The organism is Streptomyces sp. NPDC037301 (assembly GCF_055602785.1).
The window spans coordinates 32,798-58,784 of the sequence record NZ_JBVJWD010000031.1; the positions used below are offsets into that span (position 1 = coordinate 32,798).

Genomic DNA, 25,987 nt, shown 5'->3' on the forward strand with positions numbered 1-25,987 from the left:
CCTCACAGCAATTTTCGGCCGATGCGGCCCTGAAGCGACCCTCCACAACACGCTTCTCACCCTGATAAGTTGGCCGGCATGTTCCTCTCTCGTGCGTAGGACCCCGTACTGACCGCGCCCCGTCCCACCGGGTGCGGCACTTCGGTGTCCCCGCATGCCCGCAGCGCCGCATGCCGCGCTGCCCTCACGAGGAACGTCCTCATGCTCTCGCCTTCACCCGCGCCCTCGCGCGCCCCTTCGTATGCCACCGTCCTGCGTACTCCTCACGCCTCCCGCACCTTCGGTGCCGCTCTGTTGGGGCGGCTTTCGTACGGGATGGTCTCCCTCTCCCTGATGCTGGCGGTGAAGGACGCCACCGGCTCGTACTCCGCCGCGGGCACCGTCATGGCACTGTTCGGGGCAACCAGTGTCTTCCTCTCCCCCGCCCGTGCCGCGCTGATCGACCGGTACGGGCCGCGGCGGGCACTGCCACCGATGGCCGGCGTCTACGCCGCACTGCTCGCCGCCCTGGCCTACGTCACCTGGCGGCCGGGGGCTTCCTCGCTCCTGCTGGGGGTGCTTGCCGTGACGGCAGGCGCCTGCACCCCGCCGCTGGGACCGGTGATGCGGACCCTGTGGGGCAGTCTCGTTCCCGACCGCGAGCTGTTGCAGCGCGCGTACAGCCTGGACGGTGTCGCCGAGGAACTGCTGTTCGTCACCGGGCCGTTGCTCGTAGGTCTGGTCATGAGGTTCACCGTCCCCGCGGCAGGTGTCGCGATCAGTGCCGGGCTCGTGCTGGTGGGCGCGCCGGCACTGGTGTCCTCACCCGCGGTGCGCCGTATCGGCGCGCCACCGCCGGCGGAGAAGGCCGCTGCGTCACAGGACACGCCCCGCAGGCAGCGGTTGCTCGGCATCGTCGGATTGCGGCATGCCGCGATCGTGGCAGCCGTCGTGGGGCTGTGTCTGGGGGCGCTGGATCTGCTGGTGGTGGCGTTCGCCGAGCAGCACCACCGGGGCGCGGCGGTGGCGTGGGTGCTGGCCGCCCTCTCCGCCGGAAGCGCGGTCGGTGGGCTCGCCTACGGTGCCGTCTCATGGCGTGCGGCGAACCGGGTGCGGCTGCCGGTGCCGGCCGCCGGTCTCGGTGTGGCGATGGTCGCGGCCGGGATGTCGCCCAATGTGTACGTGCTGGTCGCGGTGGTCACGGCCGCCGGGGTCTTCGTCGCCCCGGCCTTGACCACCGCGTATCTCGTCGCGGACGAGTCCGTGGGCGCGGACAGCCGCACACAGGCGGGTGCGTGGGTCAACACCGCGGTCAATGCCGGGTCCTCGGCGGGCACCGCGGCAGTGGGTCTGCTGGTGGACCGTCTGCCGCCGGCCGTCTGCTTCGCGGTCGCGGCGGTCCCTGCGCTGCTGTGTGCGGCTGCGGTGGCGCGCGGCGCGATCAGCCGTTCCTGACCGTGATGGAACCGTTGGCGGTGGCCAGATCGATCTTGTGGTCGCCCGCCGGGTCATTGGCGATGCCGATGTCCTTGCGACCGTGGTGGGTGCTGGCGGCGACCACGTACCGGCCCGTCGGCGCAGTGACGACGATGGCCCCGTTGGATGTCCTGGCCCGGACATCCTGCGGGTTCACCGGGGTCAGTTCGATCCGGCCGTTGGAAGTCCTGGCCCGGACGGGACCAGCCAGTCCACGCCCCTCGATCCGACCGTTGGAGGTGTACACATCGGCCGGGCCGGTCACTCCGTCCAGCTCGATCCGTCCGGAGTGTGTGGTCACGTTCACCGGCCCCACTCGGGCCAGGACCACGGATCCGGACGAGGTCCGGCCGGAGACCGGGAGGCCCTCGGGCACCTCGACGGTGTAGGACACCGAGCATCGGCTGCCGCAGCCGCTCAGCACCAGGACGCCGTTCTCGACCCGGTGCGACGCGCCTTCGGGCTTGTCCCCCCGGTAGCGGACCGAGCGGTGCAGGGACACGTCCGCGGTTTTCGCCACGCCCCGCAGATTCACCCGGCCGGAGCCGAGATCCAGTCGGACGGAGGTGATCTTCTGCGGCACATGGGCGTCGTCCTCGAAGGTGTTCCAGTCGATGAGACCGCATGCGCCGAGCCCGATCAGACCGCTTCCCGCCATCGTTGCCGCCATGAAGGCCCTGAGCCGGTGACGCATGAATCTCCCCCTGGATCCCGATCAGCCTGGTCTCCGGCCCGCTCGGGGCCGGTGCTCAGCGCAGGCTATCCAGGCGTGTCCGGGGGCGACCATGGGGCAGACCCCCGGCTCAGGCGGGGGAAACCCCGCCGTTCCACGACATGGTGATGGACCGTCACTTTCATTTCCAGGAGCCGCGCCAGTCGACAGAAGAGGCGTCCGTACACCCCACTCAAGGGTGTACGGACGCCTCAAGTGCGAGCCTCGGAAGGTCACTTCAGGCCGAACGCCCGGATGATCTCCTGATCGATTCCGAGCCCGTCCTCGGCCTCGGAGTGCGCCTTGATCGAGACGAAGCCGCCGGCCTTCTCGGGGGTCTTGAACCGGGCGGTCCAGTTGCCCTCGGAGGTCTTGCGCAGCTCCACCGCGTCCCAGGTCTCGCCGTCGTCGTAGCTGACCGACAGCGACGCCTTCTTCGCCTTCACCGCACCGTCCAGCCACTCCTGCGTACCGGAGCCGATACCGATCTCGGTCCACTGACCGGCCTTGACGTCACCGGCGAGGTCGGCGTGGACCTTGTAGTCCAGCTGCAGCAGCGGAAGGTCGGCCTGGTACGGGCCGTTCTCGTCCATGGCTCCCGAGACGAAGTTCCACTCGGTGTGCGTGCGGGTGGAGGTCTTCCACAGGTCGCCGTCACGATTGGAGTCGAGCACGAAGCGGTAGGGCAGCTTCTCCGGCGACAGGCCTCCGAAGTAGCCGGCCCGGCCCGCGACCTTCTTGATCAGGGTGTCGCCCTGGTAGATCGCGGTAGTGGTGGTGTCGTACTCGTCCTCAGGCATGGAGCCCGAGTGGCCCGCGCCCGAGTCGGTCCACGCGGTCAGGTTGAACTGCATGTCGTTGCGGACGGTACGGAACGGACCCCAGTAGCCGGTGCCCAGACGCGGGCGGGCGATCGGTGCGAACCACTCGGCGGCGTAGGTGCGGCCCGCCTTGTAGTCCAGGTCGCCGCTGCGCATCTCGTGCGCGAATCCCGTCTCGGCGGAGTTGAAGACCGAGTGGTTCTCGTACCAGAAGGAGGCACCCGGAAGCGGGTTGACCCACTCCTCGCGGGTGCCGGGGAACTTCTCGTACTCCTCGAAGCCGAGACCCGGGCCGTAGTCCGGGATGTCGTAGCGGAAGCCACCGCCGAGCACGTCCTTGTGACCGTAGAAGGTGTTCTCCACCTTCGCCAGCTGACGGGTCGACGGAGCGAACGCCAGCGAGCGGTCCGGGATGACACTGTCGTGGCGGTCCACCAGGTCGTACATGTAGCGGGCGTAATTGCGCTGATCGATCGTCAGCTTCGCGCCACGCTGGACGGACTTGATCAGGTTCTCGCCCGCCAGGCGCTGGACCGAGGCGACCGGGATGGTGCCCTTGGTCCCGTAGGCGGTGTAGCTCTCCATCAGGACGCCGTCGCCGTCGTTGACGACGAACAGTGCCCCGGCGCCCGCGGCCACCGCGTTGGCGAGCCGGTCGGCGGGAGCGACCGCATCACTGCTGCGGATGACGACGGCCTTGCCCTTGACGTTCAGACCCTCGTAGTCGGCCACGGCGCCGTTGCCCGCGAAGACGCCGGCCAGCTTCTTCTCGCCGTCCTCGGCGATGGCCGCACCACCCTGCGGGAAGACCGGCACATCACGGCCCTCGGCAGACACATCCAGCCGCTTCTCGCCCTGCCGCCAGCGGGTCAGGAAGGAGAAGCTGCCCTGCGTGACCTTCTTGGTGGGGCCGGCCCACAGCTGATCGTAGGTCAACGGGATCTGGTACGCGTCGCGCTGGACTGTGCCGTCCGGTGCAGTACGTGCCATGTCATATCGCAGCTGTCGGTTCTCGGTCTCCTTCGGCGTGCGCACACTGACCTTGCGGGCCTTGGACGCGTCGAGGGTGACCGTGGTCGCCTTGTCGAGAATCGTCTCGGGAGCCGCGAGGAAGGCCACGGCCTTCGAGTCGGCGCGGTCACCGGCGATGTCGACGGAACTCCAGGCGGTGTAGTTGCCCGGCGGCAGCCGCAGTGTGGTCTCGCCCGACACCTGGACGATGCCCAGGTTCGGGTCGCCGAGCGCGCCGAGGACGACCAGGCCGTCCATCGCCTTGCCGTCGCGGTCACGGAGCCTGAGCGTCAGGTCGTACAGCTCCTGCTCCTTGTTCAGGGCGAAGCCGGTGTGCGCGACGACGGTGCCCTCCGCGTCCTTGGCGATGACCTGACCGGAGAACTGGGTGTCGTTCGCGACCTTCGACGGGTCCAGCGAGAGAACAGCCTCGGCGGTGGAACCGGCCGGGACGGTCAGCTGCTTCGTCGACAGGGTGTACGCGTCGGCGTCCGTGTCGGTGGCCAGGTCGAGGGTGACGTCCTTCGTACCGGTGTTGCGGTACGTGATGGTCCGCTGGGCGACCGGGTCGGAGGCGGAGTGCGGCCAGTCGTAGGAGGCGACCGCGACGGAGCCGGTGGCCTCGATGGTGGTGTCGACCGCGGCCTTCACATCGAGCCGGCCGGTGCCCTGCTCGTACGGGGTGTACGCGGCGAGCTTCTTCGACGAGCTCATCAGCGCGTCCTTGATCCGCTGGCCGGACCAGTCGGGATGACGCTGCTTCAGGATGGCTGCGGCGCCCGCGACATGCGGGGTCGCCATCGACGTACCCGACATCGTCCGGTACATCCCGCTGCCGCCCGGGACCGCCTGCGAGGCGGCAGCGTTGATGTCCACACCCGGTGCGGACAGATCGGGCTTCAGGCCGTAGGACCTGGTGAGCGGGCCCATCGAGGAGAAGTCCGCGCGATCGTCCTGCTTGTCGACGGCGGCGACGGTGAGTGCCTTCTCCGCCGAGCCGGGCGAGCCGATGGTGCCCGCGCCGTACGCGTTGCCCGCGGCGATCACGAACAGCGGCCCGCCGTCGGCGGAGAGCGCGTCGACGGCCTGGGACATCGGGTCCGAGCCGTCGTCCGGGATGCTGGAGCCGAGACTCATGGAGACGACATCGGCACCTTCGGCCTTCGCCCACTCCATGGCTTCGATGATGCCGGAGTCCGCCCCGGACCCACCGTCGCTGAGCACCTTGCCGACGATCAGGTCGGCGCCCGGGGCGACGCCCTTGTTGAGGCCCTCCGAAGCGGCGCCGGAGCCCGCGATCGTGGAGGCGACGTGCGTGCCGTGGCCGTGCTTGTCGAGGACCTCCTCGCCCGGCACGAAGCTCTTGGTTTCGAGAATGCGGTCCTTGACGTCCGGGTGGGACGCGTCGATTCCGGTGTCCAGGACTGCGACCTTGGAGCCCTTGCCGTCGTAGCCCTCGGCCCACGCCTGCGGGGCGTTGACCTGCGGCACGGAGTCCTTGAGGGCGGCCTCCACCCGGCCGTCGAGCCAGAGCTTGGCGATGCCGTTGTCCAGCGAACGGGCCGTGGAGGTACGGGCGATGTCGTTCCAGAAGGCCCGGGTGGTGTCCTTCTCGGCCTTCAGCGCGGCGCCGTGGATGCTCTGCAGAGTGCGGGTCTTCTTCGCACCACGAGGGGCGACAGGCAGTGAACGGCCCTGGCTCGCCGAGTAGGTGGCGATCAGCGGAATGCCGGCCGGCCTCTTGTCGTCGTACCCCATCTTGGCCAGAGCCGAGACGTTGAACAGCCGACGGTCCAACTTGCCTGCCGCAAGGAGGGAGTTGGCCTCGTCGGGCAGGACGTACAGATCGTCTCCGGCCTGCTGGACATGCACGCCGCCGACCGCTCCGTCGGGGCGTTCCACGGTGACGGTGTCCTGCTTGCCGACCCCGTCCGAGTAGTGCACGACATCACCCGTGAGCAGGGTGATGTCGTACTCCTTGACGGCGGCGGCCTGGCGGTCGACGGGCCCGGACTGACCTGCGGCGGCGGAAGCGGAGCCCGCTGCGGGCAACAGTGCGCCACTCACCAGGGCGACCGAAGTCGCTATGAGCAGAGCCCTGCGTCCCGCACGAGCGGATCTCGCCCGGCCGGAAGCGGAGGAAGGTGTGAATGTCATGCAGCAGGTCTAAAGGCAAAACCGAAGCTACGGTTGGGTTCACACCTGGCGTGAAGCCGCCGTGGCGGCAACCCGCCCACGGACAATCATGGTTCACAGATCGGTTCAGGCCACGGATGTGATCAATCCGGTCGACGGCCGGCCGCCCTCGTGGTGGATCGGGGTGTGTGCGCCCTTGAGCGGTACGCCGCTGCCGCCGCGCCGGTCGGCGACGATCTCGGCGGCGATCGACAGCGCGGTCTCCTCAGGGGTACGGGCTCCGAGGTCGAGGCCGATCGGCGAGTGCAGCCTGGCCAGTTCCAGCTCCGTGACACCGACGTCACGCAGCCGGTCGTTGCGCTCCAGATGGGTACGGCGCGAGCCCATCGCTCCGACGTACGCCACCGGCAGCCGCAACGCCAGTTCCAGCAGCGGAACATCGAACTTGGCGTCGTGGGTGAGGACGCACAGGACAGTGCGCGCGTCGACGTCGGTCGTCGCGAGATAGCGGTGCGGCCAGTCGACGACCAGTTCGTCGGCCTGCGGGAAGCGGGCCTTCGTGGCGAAGACGGGGCGAGCGTCACACAATGTGACGTGGTACCCGAGGAACTTTCCCGCGCGGACCAGCGCCGAGGCGAAGTCGATGGCCCCGAAGACGATCATCCGGGGCGGCGGGACGCTGGATTCGACGAGCAGGGTGAGCGGTTGCCCGCAGCGCGAGCCCTCGGCGCCGATGGTGACGGAGCCGGTGCGGCCCGCGTCCAGCATCGCGCGAGCGTCGGCCGCAGCGGTGCGGTCCAGCTCCGGATGTCCGCCGAACCCGCCCTCGTACGAGCCGTCGGGGTGGACGAGCAGGGGGCGGCCCAGGAGTTCCGCGGGCCCGTCGGTGATCCTGGCGACCGCCGCCGCCCGACCTCGTGCGGCGGCGGCGAGCGCGGCGGCGAACACCGCCCGTGCGGGGTCGTCCGCAGGGACCGGTGTCACCAGGATGTCGATGACGCCGCCACAGGTCAGTCCGATCGCGAAGGCGTCCTCGTCGCTGTAGCCGAACTGTTCGCGCACGGTGGTGCCGTCGTCCAGCGCCTGACCGCACAGTTCGTACACCGCGCCCTCCACACACCCGCCGGAGACCGATCCGATCGCCGTACCGTCGCGGTCGACGGCGAGGGCGGCTCCCGGCTGCCGGGGCGCGCTGCCGCCGACCGCCACAACAGTGGCCACGGCGAAGTCACGTCCCTGCTCGACCCACCGGTTGAGCTCTTCGGCGATGTCCAGCATGGCGTTTCTCCTTCTACGGGTGTGCGGAGGGGCGGAGGGGCCTTGTGCGGGCCGGTCCTACTTGGCGCCGATCCAGCTCTCGATCGGGCTGATCGCGAAGTAAACGACGAACACGCCGGTCAGCACCCACATGAAGGCACCGACCTCACGGAACTTGACCTGCGCCGCCTTGATCGCGGCGAAGGAGATCACTCCGGCGCCGACTCCGGCGGTGATGGAGTACGTGAACGGCATCAGGGCCACGGTCAGGAAGACCGGCACCGCGACGGAGCGGTCGTTCCAGTCGACATGGCGGGCATTCTGCATCATCATCGCGCCGATGACGACCAGTGCGGCGGCGGCGATCGGCCCCGGCACGATCTGGGCGAGCGGGGTGAAGAACAGTCCAGCGGCGAAGAACACACCGGTGACGACGGAGGACAGACCCGTGCGGGCCCCCTCGCCGACGCCGGTCGCCGACTCGATGAAGACGGTCTGGCCGGAGGCTCCGGAGACGCCACCGATCGCCCCGCCCGCGCCGTCGATGAACAGCGCCTTGGACAGGCCCGGCATCCGGCCCTTGCTGTCGGCGAGCCCGGCCTCCGTACCGACGCCGATGATGGTCGCCATCGCATCGAAGAAGCCGGCCAGCACCAGGGTGAAGACGATCATGCCGACGGTCATGACGCCGATGTCGCCCCAGCCGCCGAACTCGACATGGCCGAAGAGCCCGAAGTCCGGCATCGAGACGGCGCTGCCCTGCAGTTCGGGTGCGCTGCCGCCCCATGCCTCGGGGCTGATGTCACCGACCGCGTTGACGACGACGGCGAGGATCGTGCCGACCACAATCCCGATCAGGATCGCGCCGGGCACATTGCGGGCCTGGAGCATGAAGATGAGCAGCAGGGTGACGCAGAAGAGCAGTACGGGCCAGCCGGAGAGCTGTCCGTCCACGCCGAGCGTGACCGGGGCGCCCTTGCCGACGAAGCCGGCGTTGACCAGGCCGATCAGCGCGATGAACATGCCGATGCCCATGGTGATGCCGTGCTTCAGTGCCAGGGGTATCGCGTTCATGATGATCTCGCGCAGCCCGGTGACGACCAGCAGCACGATCACCGCGCCGTACATCACACACATGCCCATGGCCTGCGGCCAGGTCATATGGGGTGCCACCTGAGTGGCGAGCACGCCGGAGACGGAGAGCCCCGCGGCGAGAGCGAGCGGCACCTTGCCTATGAAACCCATCAGCAGGGTGGAGACGGCTGCGGCGAGCGCGGTCGCCGTGATCAGCCCGGCGTGGCTGAGGCGGTGGCCCGCCGCGTCCGGGCCGGACAGCAGGAGCGGGTTGAGCAGAAGGATGTAACACATCGCCATGAAGGTGGTGATGCCGCCGCGCACTTCACGTGCGACGGTGGAGCCACGGTCGGAGATGTGGAAGTACCGGTCGAGCCAGGATCTTCCGGCGGGGACGCGCGAGCCCGGGCCCGCATCCTCCGCACTGGTCCTGGGCTCCACTGACTGCTGGGTCATGATGCCTGACTCCCAAGGTTCACAGGGGCACCCGCGATGAAGAATCGATATGCGGGATTTGGGATGACTGCGCCGGCGGCACGACCCGGGGGACGGCCCGAGACGAACTGTTGATGCAGAGCGGAATGTGACGTGTGACGTGTGACGTGTGACGTGTGACGTGTTCATGCGGTGTCACCCGCACTGCTGGTGCTGCGGTGCTGCGACTACGGGGACTGCGTAGTACTGCCCTTTCGGTGCGTGGTGGACTCAATGGCCGTGAGCGGTACGGCACTTGGGTACTCCGGGCGGCGCGGGCGGCGGAAGTGTGACGTTCCTGGAGGCACGCACCGCCCGGAGAGTTCGGCGGGAGCCGCTCTCAGGTGCCGGTGAGGTGCTCGGGGCGCACCGGCGTCCTGTTCAGCTCCAGGCCCGTCGCGTTCCGGATCGCCGCGAGGACGGCCGGTGTCGACGAGAGGGTGGGGGCCTCACCGATGCCACGGAGCCCGTACGGGGCGTGGTCGTCGGCGAGTTCGAGCACATCGACCGGGATCGTCGGGGTGTCGAGGATGGTGGGGATCAGATAGTCCGTGAAGGACGGGTTGCGCACCTTCGCGGTCTTCGGGTCGACGATGATCTCCTCCATGACGGCGACGCCCAGGCCCTGGGTGGTACCGCCCTGGATCTGTCCTTCGACGGACAGCGGATTGAGGGCCTTGCCGACGTCCTGGGCGCAGGCCAGTTCGATGACCTTGACCAGGCCGAGTTCGGTGTCGACCTCGACGACCGCGCGGTGGGCGGCGAAGGAGTACTGGACATGGCCGTTGCCCTGACCGGTACGGAGGTCGAACGCCTCGGTGGGCCGGTGACGCCACTCCAGTTCGATGTCGACCGCGTCGTCCTCCAGTACGTCGACCAGATCGGCCAGCACCTCGCCGCCGTCGGTGACGACCTTGCCGCCTTCCAGGAGCAGTTCGGCGGTGGCCCAGGCGGGGTGGTACGTACCGAACTTGCGGCGGCCCATCTCCAGGACCTTCTCGCGGACGGCCTCACAGGAGTGCTTCACCGCGCCACCGGTGACATATGTCTGCCGGGAGGCGGAGGTGGAGCCGGCCGAGCCGACCTGGGTGTCGGCCGGGTGGATCGTGACCTGGGCGACGCCGAGTTCGGTACGGGCGATCTGGGCGTGGACGGTTACGCCGCCCTGCCCGACCTCGGCCATCGCGGTGTGCACGGTCGCGACAGGTTCGCCGCCGATGACCTCCATGCGCACCCGGGCGGTGGAGTAGTCGTCGAAGCCCTCGGAGAAGCCGACGTTCTTGAGGCCGACCGCGTAGCCGATGCCGCGTACGACACCTTCGCCGTGGGTGGTGTTGGACAGTCCGCCGGGCAGGGCCCGTACATCGGCCTGCTCGCCGGCCACCTCCCACTGGCGCTCGGGCGGCAGCGGCCTGGCCTTGACCCGGCGCAGCAGCTCGGCGACCGGGGCGGGCGAGTCGACGACCTGTCCGGTCGGCAGGAGGGAGCCCTGCTCCATGGCGTTGAGCTGCCTGAACTCGACCGGGTCCATGGAGAGTTCGGCGGCGAGCTTGTCCATCTGGGCCTCGTAGGCGAAGCATGCCTGGACCGCGCCGAAGCCGCGCATGGCGCCGCACGGCGGATTGTTGGTGTAGAGCGCGATGGCCTCGATGTCGACGTCGTCGATGACGTATGGGCCGACGCTGAGCGAGGAGGCGTTGCCGACGACGGCCGGAGAAGCGGAGGCATAAGCTCCGCCGTCCAGTACGATGCGACATTTCATATGGGTCAGCTTGCCGTCGCGGGTGGCGCCGTGCTCGTACCAGAGCTTGGCGGGGTGACGGTGCACATGCCCGAAGAAGGACTCGAACCGGTTGTAGACGATCTTGACCGGCTTGCCGGTGCGCAGGGCGAGCAGGCAGGCGTGGATCTGCATCGACAGGTCCTCGCGGCCGCCGAAGGCGCCGCCGACACCGGAGAGCGTCATGCGGACCTTGTCCTCGGGCAGGCCGAGGACGGGGGCGATCTGGCGCAGGTCGGAGTGCAGCCACTGGGTGGCGACGTACAGGTCGACGCCGCCGTCCTCGGCGGGCACGGCCAGACCGGACTCGGGGCCGAGGAAGGCCTGGTCCTGCATGCCGAAGACGTACTCCCCGCTCACGATGACATCGGCGCGGGCCGCCGCCGCGTCCGCGTCGCCGCGGACGATGGGCTGGCGGTGGACGATGTTCGGGTGCGGGACGTGCCCGGCGTGGTGGTCGCCCCGTCCCTCGTGGACGAGGATCGCGTCGGGGGCGGTGGCGGACGCCTCGTCGGTGATGACGGGCAGCTCGCGGTAGTCGATCTTGATCTTCGCGGCGGCGCGGCGGGCCGTCTCCGGGTGGTCGGCGGCGACGAGCGCCACCGGTTCACCGTGGTGACGGACCTTGCCGTGAGCGAGGACCGGGGTGTCCTGGATCTCGAGCCCGTAGTTCTTCACCGAGGTCGGCAGGTCGTCGTAGGTGAGTACGGCGTAGACGCCGGACGTGGCGAGCGCTTCCGAAGTGTCGATGGAGACGATCTCGGCGTGCGAGACCGTGGAGCGCAACGTGTGGCCCCAGAGCATGTCCTCGTGCCACATGTCGGAGGAGTACGCGAACTCGCCGGTGACCTTCAGGATGCCGTCGGGACGCAGCGTGGACTCACCGATGCCGCCCTTGGCGCGGGTGCCCTGGTTGATGCTGGTGGGGTTGCCGGTAACGCCCATCGTCAGACCGTTTCTTCCGCGCGGGCGGCCGCGAGACGGACCGCGTCGAGGATCTTCTCGTAGCCGGTGCAGCGGCAGAGGTTGCCGGAGAGCGCCTCGCGGATGTCCGCGTCGGACGGTTCCGGGTTGCGCTCCAGCAGCTCGTCGGCGGCGACCAGCAGACCGGGGGTGCAGAAGCCGCACTGGACGGCGCCCGCATCGATGAACGCCTGCTGGATCGGGGAGAGTTCACCGGTGTCCCGGGTCTCCTCGCCGGCCGGCTTCGCCTCCCACTGCCGGGCCTTGTCGAGTGCGGTGCCACAGGCGCCGGAGGCACAGCCCCTGCCGGGGTGTGCCTGGGAGCGGTGGGCGGCGAAGTCGGCGAGACCCTCTACGGTGACGACCTCGCGGCCCTCCACCTGGCCCGCGGCGACCAGACAGGAGCAGACCGGGACACCGTCCAGACGGACCGTGCAGGAACCGCACTCGCCCTGCTCGCAGGCGTTCTTCGAGCCGGGCAGGCCCATCCGCTCACGCAGCACATAGAGGAGGGACTCGCCCTCCCAGACGTCGTCCGCCTCGTGCCTGCGGCCGTTGACCGTGAAATTGACGCGCATGATCAGGCAGCTCCTTCGGTGCTGCGGCCGTTGCCGCGGTACGACTCCCAGGTCCAGCCGAGGGTGCGGCGGGCCATGATCCCGACCGCGTGCCTGCGATAGCTCGCGGTGCCGCGTACATCGTCGATCGGGTTGCAGGCACCGGCGGCGAGCGTGGCGAACTGCGCGGCGATGGACGGCGTGATGACCGTGCGGCTGTCCCAGAACCCGCCCTCCTCGAGCGCGGCGTTCAGGAATTCCTCGGCCTCCTTCGCCCGTACGGGTGTGGGGGCGGCCGAGCCGATGCCGGTGCGGACCGTGCGGGTCTCGGGGTGCAGGGCCAGGCCGAAGGCACAGACCGCGATGACCATCGCGTTGCGGGTGCCGACCTTGGAGTACTGCTGGGGCCCGTCGGCCTTCTTGATGTGCACGGCCCGGATCAGCTCGTCCGGCTCGAGGGCGTTGCGCTTGACGCCGGTGTAGAAGGCGTCGATCGGGATCATCCTGGTCCCGCGTACGGATTCGGCCTCGACTTCGGCGCCCGCGGCGAGCAGCGCCGGGTGGGCGTCTCCGGCGGGCGACGCGGTGCCCAGGTTGCCGCCGACGCCGCCGCGGTTGCGGATCTGCGGCGAGGCGACGGTGTGCGAGGCGAGCGCCAGTCCGGGCAGCTCGGCGCGCAGATGCTCCATGATGTGGCTGTACGGGACACAGGCGCCGAGCCGTACGTTCTCCTGGCCCACCTCCCATTCGGACAGCTCTCCGATGCGGTTCAGGTCCAGGAGGTACTCGGGCCGCCGGTGGTCGAAGTTGATCTCGACCATCACATCGGTGCCACCTGCAATGGGCACAGCCGTCGGGTGCTCGGCCTTGGCGGCGAGCGCCTCCTCCCAGCTGGCGGGGCGAAGGAAGTCCATGAGTGGCTCTCTTCTTCTCAATCGGGTCATTCGCTGGGGCTGGGGACGGCCGGCCCTCGACTGGTCGTTCATGTGTTGTTGACGCGGTGTGGGGCCAAGTACACAAGCCGTGCTCCACCCGGTGCAGTCACCGAAACCATGAAGGAGTTGGCTGGTCGATCTCCTCGTCTTGTAGATTCGAACGAATGGCGGGGGTCAGTAACCTCACCGCAATACCCAGTTTTCACCCGCACCAACGAAAGAGATCGGCGGCGACGAGATGCGGCTGCGCGCACTGCTGGAGACCGACGCGCTGGGCCTGCGGCTGCTCGGCGGCGAGGACGAGCTGGACCGGTCCGTCCGCGGCGTGATGACCACCGACCTGCGGGATCCCAGCCGCTATCTGTCGGGCGGCGAGCTGGTCCTGACGGGCCTGGCCTGGCGCCGGGACGCGACGGACTCCGAGCCGTTCGTACGGATCCTGGCGGGCGCCGGGGTCGCCGGGCTCGCGGCGGGCGAGGCGGAGCTCGGCGACATCCCCGGCGATCTGGTGGAGGCATGTGCGCGGCACCGGCTGCCGCTCTTCGCCGTCCATGAGACCGTCGCGTTCGCAACGATCACCGAGCATGTGGTGCGCCAGGTGTCCGGCGAGCGTGCGGGCGATCTGGCCGCGGTCGTGGACAGGCACCGCAGGCTCATGACCTCGGGCCCGGCGGGCGGTGGGCCCGAGGTGGTCCTCGATCTGCTCGGCTCCGACCTCGACCTGCACGCCTGGGTGCTCTCCCCCACCGGCCGGCAGATCGCGGGCGCCGGTGACGCACCGCTGGCCGGACCGGTCGGCGCGGCGCTCGCCGGCCACCATCTGGCCGCCACCCGCACCGGCCGCCGGGCCCCGCACCGGGCCACGGTCGGCGGCACCACGTATTCGCTCTTCCCGATCCAAAACGCCGGGCGGGGCCCGGTCCCCGCCTCCCGCGATGTGCGCGAGTCGGTGCTCTCCGACTGGCTGCTCGCGGTCGAGGCGGACGCCGGCGACTGGCCGCCCGCCCGGCTGGATCTGCTCCAGGGCGTCACCCAGCTGATCGCGGTCGAACGGGACCGGCGCGACGCGGCCCGTACGGTACGCCGCAGGCTCGCCCAGGAAGTCCTTGAACTGGTCCAGGCGGGCGCCCCGCCGGCCGAGATCGCCGCCAGGCTGCGGGTCGCCGCCCCGGTGCTGCTCCCGGGTCTCGGAACCGCGCCGCACTGGCAGGTCGTGGTGGCGCGGGTCGAATGGGGCGTCGCGGAGGGCTCCGCCACGACGGGCGCCCCGGCCGGCAGCTCCGGCTCCGCCGTCGCGGGTGGCCCGGTCGCCCAGGCGCTGCTGGAGGAGATCCTGGTCGACCCCGCGGTCACCGGCCCCGACTCCGCGGACCGGATCGCGGTCGCCCACACGGGCGACGAGGCCGTCGCCCTCGTACCCCTGCCCGCCGTCACCGCGCCCGCACCGGCCCACGACTCCGGCCCGGACACGGCGCCCGCCGAGGCCTCCGCCGACGAGGATCCCGCGCTGCACGCCGATGTGCTGCTCGCCGCCGTCCGCGAACCGCTCTCCGCCGGCCTCGCCGACGACGGCCGGCTGACACTGGGTGTCAGCGCAGCCGTGCACTCCTCCGAGGGTCTGCGCGGCGCCCTGGAGGAGGCCCGGCACGCCCGCCGGGTGGCGGCGGCCCGCCCCGGCAGGGTCTGCGCGGCCGGGCACCACGAGCTGGCCTCGCACGTACTGCTGCTGCCATTCGTCCCCGACGACGTGCGCCGCGCGTTCACCGCACGGCTGCTCGACCCGCTGCGCGACTACGACCGGCGCCACCGCGCGGAGCTGATCCCGACGCTGGAGGCGTTCCTGGACTGCGACGGTTCCTGGACCCGCTGCGCGTCCCGGCTCCATCTGCACGTCAACACGTTGCGCTACCGGGTCGGGCGAATCGAGCAGTTGACGGGGCGTGACCTTTCGCGCCTGGAGGACAAGCTCGATTTCTTCCTCGCCCTGCGTATGAGCTGACTTCCGGGCCCTGCCACGGCTCTCGGCGGGTCCCGGCGTTTGTGAAATCTTTCACCTGACATTGACCCGACCCCTTGGCCCGGCGTGCCATTCCGTGCTGAGATGCGGCCAGACTCAACAGCTCAATGGCGCGCTCGGGGAGGGCAATGTGGCGCATACCGCCATGTCTGGTTCCGGAACGACAGCAGATGACGATCCGCCGCTCCAGACAGCGGTATGGCGGCTGCGGTCACGCGCCTGCTGGACGGACGCCGCCGCGCTGCTGGAACACGACGCCGCCACCGATCCGGCAGCGGCACTCCAGCGCACCGCCCTGCTGACCGAGCGGTGCCTGTACACCGGGCAGGGCTGGACCGCCGCCGAGGACGCCCTGCGCACCGCCGAGGCGCTGGCCCACGACGACGCCGAACGCGGCGCAGCCGCCTGTGAGCGTGGCCATCTGGCCTACGCGTCGACGCTTCTCGGCGTACGGGACCGGGCCGACGAAGCCAGCGTCGCCCTGAGCCGGGCCGCCGCACTGCTCGCCCCGTCAGCGCCGGGACGCCCGCTGCTGGACTTCCGCCGGGGCCTGATCGCGCAGAACATCGCCGACTCGCCTCAGGCCGCGCGTGCCGCGTACCGCAGGGCCCACGCCGGCGCCACCGCCCAGGGCGACGCGCTGCTGCTCTCCTCGACCTGGCGCCATCTCGCCCTGCTCGCCCTGCGCGAGGGCGAACTGGCGGAGGCGCGGCACGGTTTCGCCGAGTCCCTGCGGCTAAGGGAGGAGCTGGGCTATCTGATCGGTACGGCTCCGGCCCTCATCGCGCTGGCGGATTCCGAGCCGGAGCCGGAGGCGGCGACCCGGCTGCGCGCCGAGGCCGGCCGGCTCTTCCGGCTGCTCGGGGGCGTTCCGACATGGCTGGCTCCGCACCTGGACCCGCCGCCCCCTCAGACGGCCGAGGCGAACTGAGCCCCGGAGGGCCGGTGTGACGTCAGCGCTCGGCGCCGGTGAAGTGTTCCCGTACGAGCGACTGCACGACGTTCAGGTCCTGGGCGATGAGCGCGTCGAGCAGGGCGGTGTGCTCGGCGGCGTCGGCGAGCAGGTCGGCGCGGCGGGTGGCGGGGGTGTTTCCCAGGGGCCATTGGGAGCGGCGGTGCAGGTCGTCGGCGACCATCACCAACTGCTCGTTGCCGCAGAGCGCGAGGACCGCACTGTGGAAGGCCCGGTCGGACTCGGCGTAACTCGCCCGGTCGCCCACGGCAGCCGCCGCAGCCGTGGCTTCGGCCAGCGGGCGCAGTGCGCACCAGCGGGCCGGTGGGACGGTGCGGGCCAGCCGCAGCATGACGGGGACCTCGATCAGGGCCCGTACCTCGGCCAGCTCGGCCAGCTCGCGCGGGCCCCGCTGGGACACCCGGAAACCGCGGTTCGGTACGACCTCGACGGTGCCCTCGACGGCCAGTTGCTGCATCGCCTCGCGCACGGGAGTCGCGGAGACCCCGAAGCGGGCGCCGAGAGCCGGGGCGGAGTAGACCTGCCCCGGAACCAGCTGACCGTCGACCAGCGCGGCGCGCAGGGCGTCGAGGATCTGGCCGCGCACGGAGTGCCGCTGCACCGCCGGCCGCGGGGCGGGCGGCTCGCTGTGGGTGTGCTCGCCACGTGCCTGCTCGGGCACGCGTGCGGACGCCGGGGTCGTCGCGGACGCGTACGGCGGCCGCGCCTGCTCACGCGCTCTGCCCTGCTCCACTCGGACCTCCTCGGCCTGCCGTGGGCGCGGCTCGCGTGTGCCATGCCCCTCTGCACGATAGGCGGCACAGGCCGCAGTTCAAACATCGATCCATTCGGGTAAGGTAAGGCTTACCTGCAAACGATCGCGATTCGGTGGGCCCTGCATGACACTCGCCACTCTGCTTCCCGGCACCACCGCGTCCGCCGTGACGGGCGCGTACGCACGCCTGGCAGAGGTCTTCCCGGGGCTCCGCGCAGAGGTGCTGGAGGACGGCAAGACCGCCCCTCGAGGTGCCGGCTGGGTGGGTGCGGACGAGCTCGCGGCGGGGGGCGCCTCACTCGACGCCTTCCTCGCCTGGGACCACGCGCAGGTGCTGCGGGACTACGGGCAGCAGCCCCGGCCCGATGTGGTCGCCAGCTTCGGGCTGCACCGGTACGCCTGGCCCGCCTGTCTGCTGGTGACGGTGCCGTGGTTCCTGCACCGGCGAGTGCCCCGGATCCCCGTCGGGGCTGTGGCGTTCCAGCGGGCGCTGGGCCATCTGACCGTCCGCATAAGGGAATTCGCCTGCCTTCCGGGCGATCCGGCGGCCGGACTGCCGGGCGCCCGGGTGGTCCCGGACGAGGCGGCGCTGCGGGCCGAGGTACTCGCCGCCGTGGCCGACCACATCGGTCCGGTGCTGGACGGCTTCGGACCGCGGATGCGGCGCGGCAGGCGGGCGTTGTGGGGCATGGCGACGGACGAGGTCATCGAGGGCCTCTGGTACATCGCCCACCTGCTCGGCGAGGAGCGGCGCGCGATGAGCGAGCTGGAGGCTCTCCTGCCGGGCACCACGAAGCCGTACGTCGGCTCGGCGGGCTTCCGTGAACTGACCGGGCCGAACGGCGAGTCGCTGCCCACCCGCGACCGGGCGAGCTGCTGTCTCTTCTACACGCTGCGCCCCGAGGACACCTGCGTCACCTGCCCGCGCACCTGCGACGCCGAGCGGGTACGGAAACTGACGCCCACTCATTGATCGACACCGCTCGTACGAGTAGTACTATTCGAACGCAGATCACTGGCCGCATACGGATATTCGATCAGATCCCGGCTATCCGTATGCCCTGCCAACCCAATGGCGTTCTCTTGCCCCGAAACCCCCTGAGTGCGACGGGGTTTCGGCAATCATGGCGCCCGAAATGCCCTACGCGACGCAAGGGACCGCGCATGAGACTTACCGACATATCGCTGAATTGGCTGCTTCCGGGCGCCGTGCTGCTCGTGGGGGTCCTGGCGGCGGTGGCGGTGGTCGCACGCGGCAAGCGCGCCGCTGACAATTCCGCGGCCGAAGACAGCTGGGAGCGCAGCGAGGAGCGTCGCAGACGCAAGGAGGCGCTGTATGCCACCGCCTCGTACGTCCTGCTGTTCTGCTGCGCGGCGGTCGCCGCCGCCCTCTCCTTCCATGGGCTCGTCGGCTTCGGCGAGCAGAACCTCGGCCTCTCCGGGGGCTGGGAGTATCTCGTTCCGTTCGGCCTCGACGGGGCCGCGATGTTCTGTTCCGTACTCGCGGTGCGCGAGGCCAGCCACGGTGACGCGGCTCTCGGATCGCGGCTGCTCGTATGGACGTTCGCCGGCGCGGCCGCCTGGTTCAACTGGGTGCACGCGCCGCGCGGTATCGACCACGCGGGCGCCCCGCACTTCTTCGCGGGGATGTCGCTCTCGGCAGCCGTGCTCTTCGACCGGGCGCTGAAGCAGACCCGCCGGGCCGCGCTGCGCGAGCAGGGCCTGGTGCCCCGTCCGCTGCCGCAGATCCGGATCGTACGGTGGCTGCGCGCCCCCCGGGAGACCTTCGGTGCCTGGTCGCTGATGCTGCTGGAGGGCGTACGCACCCTGGACGAAGCGGTCGAAGAGGTACGTGAGGACCGGCGGGAGAAGGAGCAGAACCGTCTCCGCAGGAAGGACCAGGAGAAGCTGGACCGGGCCCACATCAAGGCGCTGAACCGGCAGAACCGGGCCTGGCGCAGGGTCGGCCGGGGGGGCACCCAGGTGGACGTTCAGGCCATCGCCCCCGCGACGGGCTCCGCGCAGTCCGCCATGGAGCCCGCCATATCCGAGCCGGGTCAACTGCCCTTGCGCTCCCGGCCGTCCCTGCAGGCCGTGACGGGTCCGAGCTCCAGCGCCTCGGACCGGAACTCCAATGATCCGGTCACCGTCGACCTCACCGCCGAGGACGACACCCAGGCACTGCCCCGGCTCGATTCGCTGGAGCGGAAACTGAAGGACCTGGAGCAGCAGTTCGGCTGATCCGTCACAAAAGGCCCTGATGGCCCGGTCCCTTCCGGGCTCTCAGGGCTTTTCGCCGTCCAGCTCGAACCAGACGACCTTGCCCAGCGCGTGTGCGCTGACCCCCCAGGCGTCCGCGAGGCTCTGCACCAGGATCAGTCCTCGGCCATGCGTACCGTCGTCGGCGTTCGGTACGTACGACAGGGGCATTCCGGAGACGAAGTCCCGAACCTCCACCCGTAGTTTCGCGGGTGCCACGCTCGCCGTGACGACCGCGCCGTGCCTCGTATGGATCAGCGCATTGGTCACCAGCTCGCTGAGCAGGAGCTCCGCCACCTCGGCCGGCTCGGCCCGCCACCGGTATCGCAGGAACTCCCGCAACGCGCAACGCACTTCGCTCACGGCCGCCAGATCTGTGTGGGCCAGTCTGCGACGCAGCCGGACCGGCTGCTGCCCCTGTGCCCCTGGCTCGTGCGCCGCCCCGTCCGCCATGGAACCGGCATCTCCCTGACGCTCCATCGTTTCCCCCGCCCGCACAGTGAATCGCCCCCTTCTCGACTTCTCGATTTCTCGTCGCCTGGGGATGCATGCCCCACAGGCGGGCCGCCACGCTTGTCGACTCGTCAATAAGTGAACAGAGAACGGGCGGCACGGCCCGGAGCGGCGGACACATCGATGTCACATTTCTTCCTCTCCGGTTAACTTCCAAAAAATTCACACCGGTTGACGTTGACGGGACCATGTCTACGCGCGTCATCATGGTGGCCATGCGAATCCCCCCACGGATCACCACGCTCGGTGGCGCTGCCGCCCTCCTGTCCGTCCTCTTCATCGGCGGCCCGGTCCCCACGACCGCAACGGCCGCCACCACCTCGGTCGGCAGCATCTGTTACTCGGCGCTGCCTGCCCAGGCGCACGACACCCTCGACCTGATCGACGCGGGCGGCCCGTTCCCCTACTCGCAGGACGGTGCCGTCTTCCAGAACCGTGAAGGCGTCCTGCCGAGCCAGAGCACCGGCTACTACCACGAATACACGGTCATCACCCCCGGCTCCCCCACCCGGGGCGCACGTCGGATCGTCACGGGTGAAGAGCTGCAGGAGGACTACTACACCAGCGACCACTACGCCACGTTCGACCTGATCGACCAGGGCTGCTGAAGCCCGGTCCTCCGAGCCGGTCCGCGCCGTAGCCCCCCACCTGCGGCGCGGATCACGGACCGCCGGAGGCGGCCGGACTTGTACCCTCCCCCCATGACCGTGACCTATGTGATCGACGGCTCCCGGGTCACCGGCCTGGAGCAGTTCTGGGAAGTGATCGGCGAGGCCGTGAACGGCCCCGGCGGGTACTTCGGCCGCAACTTCGACGCTCTCGCGGACTGTCTCGGCGGCGGCATGGGCACGCCCGACGACGGCGACTTCGTCTTCGAGTGGCGGGACCACACCTCCTCCGCACAGGCCCTGGGCCATGAGGAGACGGCGCGCTGGCTGCGGCAGAGCCTGAGCCGGGTGCATCCCACAAACCGCGCGGCGGTCCAGCAGCGGCTGGACGAGGCGCTGGTGGGGCGGGGACCGACCCTGTTCGACCTGCTCGTGGAGGCGCTGACGAGCGGAACGGCGCCCGGCGGGCTGCGGCTGTCGTGAGCCCCGGGCCGTGTCCGGCGGACGCGGCCCGGGGGGCGGCACCGACCGGCCGAGCGGGGTCATCACTCGGCCGGCCGATACCTTGGGGGTCGTAGGGATCAGAACTCAGTGGTGACCTTGGCGCCGTCGAACTTCTCAGTGCCGTAGAGGCTGATGAAGTGGTAGCCCGGCGCCGGGTTGTTGACGGTCAGGGTGTGCTCGTTGCCCGCCCCGACGGACTTGTCGGTGTAGACCTCGGTGGTCGCCCACTCCTTCGCGCTGTAGTAGAGGTCGGCGTCACCCGTGCCGCCGGAGGCGGTGATCTTCAACTGGGTGGTGCCGGCCGGAATGACGACGGCCAGGTAGGCGTAGTCGCCCTTGACGGCCTTCAGGTCGCTGCGCATGCAGTTCCGGCCCAGCAGCCTGGTGTCGGTGTCCTTGCACTCAGTGATCTCACCGGGCGGGTTGGTGGACCCGCTGCCGCAGGCGCCAGCCGCACAGGCGGCCAGCCAGGTGTCCCAGTCGGCGTCGTAACGGCTGCCGATGGTCGACGTGAGCAGGGTGCGGGCGCCGTCCCAGTCGCCCTTGCGGTAGAGGCCGAGCAGGGTGTCGACGTCGGAGCGGTGGGATTCGAGCATGTAACGGACGGCCAGGTAGCCCCAGTTGTACACGCGGGTCTGGTCGGCGTTGTCGTAGGTGGTGTCGAACAGGGTGCGCAGGGTGTAGGTGCGGTTCGCGGCCTGGGCGATGGCGGCCTCGTAGTCGAGCTTGCGGTACGAGTAGGAGACGAACTCCGCGAAGCCCTCGACCCACCAGACGGTCGGCGTGGTCATTCCGGCGGCGAAGTCGCCGTACATGTTGAAGCGGCCGTCGAGGTAGTGGGTGTACTCGTGGTTGAGGTTCCAGATCTGGAAGTCGGGGCGGGCCCACTCGGCCTCGTAGGCGATGAACCGGGGCTGGTTGCCCTCGGCCTTGGGGTCGCCCTCCAGGTACATGCCGCCGTTGTTGGTGTCGATGCCGAAGATCACTCCGGCGTAGGTCTGGTAGTCGGCGCTGGAGTTGAAGGCCACGACCTCGATGGTCTTGTTGTTGTCGTCGGCGACCGCGCCGTTGTCCCGGGCCACCTCGTGGAAGTAGGCGTCCTGGTCGCGCAGGCTGGTGCAGCTGGCTTCGAGCTCCTCCGCGGTCATGTCCTGCGCCCGGATGGTGATGCTGTCGCTACAGGTGTGCTTCACCGGCAGGACGGCCTTCTCCAGACGCTCCGCGAGGTCACAGGCGCCGTAGGCCGCGCAGTTGTCCTTGTCGTAGGCGTCGACCATCTTGGCCAGATTGACCCAGAGCGGGGCGGTGGGGCCGTCGATGGAGCTCTTGCCCATCAGGTCGACCGCGAGCGGGCTCGCCTTGGCGCGCAGCGAGTCCTCCTTGAGGAAGCGGCCGAGCTCGAGTCCCGCGTTGGCGGCCAGGAACGAATTCTTGGTGCCCAGCAGGTCGAGGTGGTTCGCGGCGAAGTCGCGCAGGGAGTTCAGCACGCTGGAATCGGCCTCGATGGCGCTGATGAACTCCGGCACCTGGTGACCACGGAACATGACCGTGTACACGCTGTTCACGGCGTTGACCATGTACCAGGAGCTGTCGTACGAGGAGTCGTAGTCGGCCAGCATCCGCTTGACGATGTTCAGGTAACGGGCGTTCTCCCCGGCGCTGTCGACCAGGATGATCGCCTCGGACAGGCTCTCGCCGTTGGCGTCGGTGACGTCGAAGGCGTGCGAGGAGCCGAAGAAGCCGTCGAGCGCGCCCTGGATGGCCGTGCGCAGGCGCGGCCCGTACTCCCCGACGGTGTCGGGGTCGTAGAACTGCACGTAGTAGCCGGCCCGGAGGAAGAGGACCAGCTGGGGCATGCCGGTGCTGCTGTCACCGGGGTAGGAGGCCGATGCGTCGCGCATGGCATCGGCGATGGTGACCATCTGGTCCTCGCGGAAGGCGTTGTAGCCGTCCTGGCCCTTGAGACGGAACAGCGTGTTGACGCAGTCGGTGGTCGCCGCCTTGACCTTCTCGACCAGGGCGCTTCCGGTGTTGTTGGTGAAATCGGTGGTGTTGCACTCGGCCGCGGCCGTGCCGAGCTTCTTGGCGCGGCGCTTCTCGGCCTTCATCGAAGGTGCCTGGTGGCTCGGAAGCGCGGTGGCCTGGTCGTCGTAGTCCCGCTTGAGCGCGTCCTTGGACGCGGACAGCGGCGGCAGGTCGGCGGCCTTGAGCGGCTTTCGTTCGACGTGAGCGGCATCGTCGGCGGGTGCCGTCAGCGCCTCGGCGGTGGGGCCGCCGGCGTCCTCGGTCCGGGGTTCCGCCCGCTTCTGGGCGGCGTCCGAGAAGTGGGGGGTCACGGTCGACACGGCGGGGCGTTGCTCGACGGCCTGGCTCGGTGCCGTGAACAGGCCCACGCCCAGGCATGCTGCCAGGACCGTAGTGGACAATCCGGTTATCTTTTGCCGAACCCTCAGGTTCTTCACGTGCCGCCTCCAGCGGAGTGGTGACCGCGCGACAGGGCGCGGTTGTGGGGGAATGCAAGAGGTCGGAGCGGACCGGGTCTGAAGCGCACTCACGTCGTGACATGAGCACGGCTCCTTTCCCCTTGCGCGCTGTACAATGGCACATGTCACATGTTCTTTGGAACCCCTCTCACGCACATTCATCTGCGCGACAACTTCTCTTCGCAGCACGGGATATGACACGCGGCCCCGAACACACCGGCCGCCACCACCGGTTTCCCGACCACCGCACCACCGTGTCCCCGGAGAGCCGGAATTCCGGCCCCGACCCCGGTCCCACAGAGCCCCCGAGGAGCAATGCCCGTGTCCCGTTCCTTCTCCGCGCCCTGCATCAGCAGCCACGACCTGCCGGTGTCGCCGGCACTGGACGCCTTCATGAGTACGGCGTGGGCGGACACCCCCCTGCCGGCGGACGCCCGCGTCCCCTCCTACGACGTCACCCCGGCCCGCCGGGCCCGGCTGGCCGCCCGCTTCCCCGGCGAGCGCCTGATCATCCCGGCGGGCGCGCTCGCGGTCCGCTCCAACGACACCGACCACCGCTTCCGGCCGCACACCGGCTACGCCTGGCTCACCGGCCTCACCGGCGAGGACCAGGCCGGACACGTCCTCGTCCTGGAACCCGACGGCGACGAGCGACACGAGGCGGTGCTGTATCTGCGGCCTCGATCGCCTCGCACCGGCCGCGAGTTCTACCACGACCGCAGATACGGGGAGTTCTGGGTCGGGCGCAGACCCGACCTGGAGGAAGCCACCCGGATGACCGGCATCCGCTGTGCACACCTGGACGCCTGGGAGAAGCTGCTGACCGGGCCACAGCCACCGGTACGGGCGCTGGGAGGGGTAGACCCTGCCGTCGACGAACTACTGCGTTCCTGCCGCTCGTTCCAGCGCCGAAGGTCGGCGCCGGCAGGACTGGAAGCAGTGCTCAGCGAGCTCCGACTGGTCAAGGACCCTTGGGAGACCGGCCAGTTGCAGCAAGCCGTCGATGCGACGGTGACAGGATTCGAGGATGTGGTGCGGAGCCTTCCGCAGGCGCTGCGGCACCCGCGCGGTGAGCGTTGGATCGAGGGCGTCTTCGATCTGCGGGCCCGGCTGGAGGGGAATGGTCCGGGGTACTCCACGATAGCCGCAGCCGGGGCGCACGCCTGTGTCCTGCACTGGATCCGCAATGACGGCCCCCTGGAACGCGACCAGTTGCTGCTACTGGACGCCGGGGTGGAGACCGATTCGCTCTACACGGCCGACATCACCCGCACCCTGCCGCTGTCCGGCCGCTTCTCCTCCGCACAACGCAGCGTCTACGAGCTGGTGCTCGCCGCGCAGGAAGCGGGCATCGCGGCCCTGCGCCCTGGGGCACGATTCCGTGACTTCCACCTGGCGGCCATGCGGGTCATCGCCGAAGGGCTGTACGAATGGGGCGTGTTGCAGACGTCCGCCGATGAGGCGCTCGACGCCGACAACGGCTTCTACCGCCGGTACACGCTCTGCAGCAGCGGTCACATGCTCGGCATGGACCTTCACGACTGTGCCCAGGCGCGCGCCGACCGCTATCTGGACGGGCGCCTGGAAGTCGGGCAGGTACTGACCGTGGAACCGGGGCTCTATCTCCAGCCCGACGACGAGACGCTGCCCCGGTCGCTGCGCGGAATCGGGGTGCGGATAGAGGACGACCTCGTGATCACGTCCGACGGCGCACACCTCATGTCGTCCGCACTGCCGCGCACTGCCGACGGAATCGAGGAGTGGATGGCCGCCCTGCTGGACGGTTGAACCGGACGGCCCACTCCACGGGCCGCCCCCCGCGCGGGGGGCGGGGGCGGCCCGTGGAGGACGGAGTGCCGCTTGGGGCTCCGGGACGAAATCGGTGGCTCAGGCCTCTGCGACCGGCAGCGACGCCCTTCTGCCCCGGGTGCCTCCGGCGACGGCGCCGGCGTCGTCGCCGTCCTCCTCGGCCCATATCGACCTGACATGTGACATGTGGGCCAGCATGCAGGCCTCGGCGCGCTGGGCGTCACCGGCGATCACGAGGTCGAGCAGTTGGACATGCTCCTCGGCCGATACGGTCAGCTGCCCCGTTGCGTCAAGCCGGTTCAGCCCGAAGAGGCGCGATCGCTTGCGCAGGTTGCCGACTTCCTCCACCAGCCTGCGGTTGCCCGCCAGACCGAGCAGTTCGAGGTGGAAGCGGCGGTCGGCCTCCAGATAACCGATGATGTCGTGCTCGGCGGCAGCAGCGACGATCGCCAGGGCGAGCGGCCGAAGTGCCTTCAGCTCCCTGACCTTGCCCATCCGGGCAATGCGGCCGACGGTGGGTACCTCGATCATGGCGCGGAGTTCGGTGAAGTCGTCGAGATCCTGGTCGGTCAACTCCGTTATGCGGAAACCCTTGTTGCGGACCGCTTCGACCAGGCCCTCACGCGCCAGGTCGAGCATGGCCTCGCGGACCGGGGTGGCGGACACCCCGAATTCGGCAGCGAGCGCGGGGGCGGAGTAGATCATGCCGGGACGGAGGTCTCCGGCGATCAGGGCCGCCCTGAGAGCGTTCGCCACCTGATCGCGCAAGTGCTCTTGCGCCGAGATGACATTGAGCGTCGACAGGCGGGCCATGTTTGTTCCTCCAACGCCGTACGGGCCCTCAGAATACAATGTCACGTTTCCACTCGGGCCCGTCACTCCTGACCTGTGG

19 protein-coding genes are annotated in these 25,987 nt (G+C 69.7%); 8 read left to right on the plus strand and 11 right to left on the minus strand.

Translation table 11 applies throughout. The features are described 5' to 3' along the window. The first annotated feature begins 201 nt into the window (after positions 1–201). On the plus strand, positions 202–1,434 hold the full coding sequence (locus ACZ7IB_RS34350; protein WP_470917970.1) for an MFS transporter: 1,233 nt from the start codon (positions 202–204) through the stop codon (positions 1,432–1,434). On the opposite strand, the gene ACZ7IB_RS34355 is transcribed toward ACZ7IB_RS34350, so the two are convergent. From ACZ7IB_RS34355 to ACZ7IB_RS34385, 7 genes are all read right to left on the minus strand, one after another. After that, positions 1,421–2,149 (minus strand): DUF4097 family beta strand repeat-containing protein, encoded by a 729-nt coding sequence (locus tag ACZ7IB_RS34355; protein WP_470917971.1) that lies wholly within the window; start codon positions 2,147–2,149, stop codon positions 1,421–1,423. The genes ACZ7IB_RS34350 and ACZ7IB_RS34355 overlap by 14 nt on opposite strands. A 251-nt stretch (positions 2,150–2,400) precedes the next feature. Continuing rightward, a complete protein-coding gene (locus ACZ7IB_RS34360; RefSeq protein WP_470917972.1) occupies positions 2,401–6,156 on the minus strand; it encodes a S8 family serine peptidase in 3,756 nt (1,251 codons plus the stop codon). Between the two features lie 105 nt (positions 6,157–6,261). After that, positions 6,262–7,413: an XdhC family protein gene (locus tag ACZ7IB_RS34365; protein WP_470917973.1), complete on the minus strand. Its 1,152-nt coding sequence runs from the start codon at positions 7,411–7,413 to the stop codon at positions 6,262–6,264. A gap of 57 nt (positions 7,414–7,470) precedes the next feature. Beyond that, positions 7,471–8,922 (minus strand): NCS2 family permease, encoded by a 1,452-nt coding sequence (locus ACZ7IB_RS34370; RefSeq protein WP_470917974.1) that lies wholly within the window; start codon positions 8,920–8,922, stop codon positions 7,471–7,473. A gap of 358 nt (positions 8,923–9,280) precedes the next feature. Continuing rightward, the gene (locus ACZ7IB_RS34375) at positions 9,281–11,665 is read right to left on the minus strand and encodes a xanthine dehydrogenase family protein molybdopterin-binding subunit (RefSeq protein WP_470917975.1); all 2,385 of its coding nucleotides are present in this window, start codon (positions 11,663–11,665) and stop codon (positions 9,281–9,283) included. Between the two features lie 2 nt (positions 11,666–11,667). Beyond that, the gene (locus ACZ7IB_RS34380) at positions 11,668–12,261 is read right to left on the minus strand and encodes a (2Fe-2S)-binding protein (protein WP_470917976.1); all 594 of its coding nucleotides are present in this window, start codon (positions 12,259–12,261) and stop codon (positions 11,668–11,670) included. A 2-nt stretch (positions 12,262–12,263) separates the two neighbouring features. Continuing rightward, entirely contained in the window at positions 12,264–13,154 is an 891-nt protein-coding gene (locus tag ACZ7IB_RS34385; protein ID WP_470917977.1) for an FAD binding domain-containing protein, read from the minus strand. A gap of 259 nt (positions 13,155–13,413) precedes the next feature. On the opposite strand from ACZ7IB_RS34385, the gene ACZ7IB_RS34390 reads away from it, so the two are divergent. Both ACZ7IB_RS34390 and ACZ7IB_RS34395 read left to right on the plus strand, forming a co-directional pair. Continuing rightward, positions 13,414–15,174, plus strand: a complete 1,761-nt coding sequence (locus tag ACZ7IB_RS34390; RefSeq protein ID WP_470917978.1) for a PucR family transcriptional regulator — start codon at positions 13,414–13,416, stop codon at positions 15,172–15,174. Between the two features lie 163 nt (positions 15,175–15,337). Then, positions 15,338–16,123, plus strand: coding sequence for a hypothetical protein (locus ACZ7IB_RS34395; RefSeq protein ID WP_470917979.1), 786 nt, complete (start codon positions 15,338–15,340; stop codon positions 16,121–16,123). Positions 16,124–16,145: 22 nt separating this feature from the next. On the opposite strand, the gene ACZ7IB_RS34400 is transcribed toward ACZ7IB_RS34395, so the two are convergent. Then, the gene (locus ACZ7IB_RS34400; RefSeq protein WP_470917981.1) at positions 16,146–16,898 is read right to left on the minus strand and encodes a GntR family transcriptional regulator; all 753 of its coding nucleotides are present in this window, start codon (positions 16,896–16,898) and stop codon (positions 16,146–16,148) included. Between the two features lie 145 nt (positions 16,899–17,043). Here ACZ7IB_RS34400 and ACZ7IB_RS34405 point away from each other — a divergent pair, with 145 nt between their 5' ends. Both ACZ7IB_RS34405 and ACZ7IB_RS34410 read left to right on the plus strand, forming a co-directional pair. Beyond that, positions 17,044–17,892, plus strand: a complete 849-nt coding sequence (locus ACZ7IB_RS34405; RefSeq protein WP_470917982.1) for a (2Fe-2S)-binding protein — start codon at positions 17,044–17,046, stop codon at positions 17,890–17,892. A 191-nt stretch (positions 17,893–18,083) separates the two neighbouring features. Beyond that, positions 18,084–19,160: a DUF2637 domain-containing protein gene (locus tag ACZ7IB_RS34410; protein ID WP_470917983.1), complete on the plus strand. Its 1,077-nt coding sequence runs from the start codon at positions 18,084–18,086 to the stop codon at positions 19,158–19,160. 42 nt (positions 19,161–19,202) lie between these two features. Here the strand turns inward: ACZ7IB_RS34410 and ACZ7IB_RS34415 are convergent, their stop codons facing one another. Next, positions 19,203–19,565: an ATP-binding protein gene (locus tag ACZ7IB_RS34415; protein ID WP_470918045.1), complete on the minus strand. Its 363-nt coding sequence runs from the start codon at positions 19,563–19,565 to the stop codon at positions 19,203–19,205. 341 nt (positions 19,566–19,906) lie between these two features. Here ACZ7IB_RS34415 and ACZ7IB_RS34420 point away from each other — a divergent pair, with 341 nt between their 5' ends. Beyond that, positions 19,907–20,299 carry a guanyl-specific ribonuclease gene (locus tag ACZ7IB_RS34420; RefSeq protein ID WP_470917985.1) on the plus strand — a complete coding sequence of 131 codons (393 nt, stop codon included), beginning with the start codon at positions 19,907–19,909 and terminating at the stop codon, positions 20,297–20,299. A gap of 93 nt (positions 20,300–20,392) precedes the next feature. Next, complete coding sequence (locus tag ACZ7IB_RS34425) at positions 20,393–20,782, plus strand: barstar family protein (RefSeq protein WP_470917987.1); 390 nt, start codon at positions 20,393–20,395, stop codon at positions 20,780–20,782. Positions 20,783–20,880: 98 nt separating this feature from the next. On the opposite strand, the gene ACZ7IB_RS34430 is transcribed toward ACZ7IB_RS34425, so the two are convergent. Beyond that, positions 20,881–23,265: a M9 family metallopeptidase gene (locus ACZ7IB_RS34430; RefSeq protein WP_470917989.1), complete on the minus strand. Its 2,385-nt coding sequence runs from the start codon at positions 23,263–23,265 to the stop codon at positions 20,881–20,883. A gap of 336 nt (positions 23,266–23,601) precedes the next feature. Between ACZ7IB_RS34430 and ACZ7IB_RS34435 the strand changes: the two genes are divergently transcribed. Next, positions 23,602–25,074 carry an aminopeptidase P family protein gene (locus tag ACZ7IB_RS34435; RefSeq protein WP_470917990.1) on the plus strand — a complete coding sequence of 491 codons (1,473 nt, stop codon included), beginning with the start codon at positions 23,602–23,604 and terminating at the stop codon, positions 25,072–25,074. A gap of 99 nt (positions 25,075–25,173) precedes the next feature. Here ACZ7IB_RS34435 and ACZ7IB_RS34440 read toward each other — a convergent pair whose 3' ends face one another. Then, positions 25,174–25,908 carry a GntR family transcriptional regulator gene (locus ACZ7IB_RS34440; protein ID WP_470917992.1) on the minus strand — a complete coding sequence of 245 codons (735 nt, stop codon included), beginning with the start codon at positions 25,906–25,908 and terminating at the stop codon, positions 25,174–25,176. Positions 25,909–25,987 lie beyond the last annotated feature (79 nt).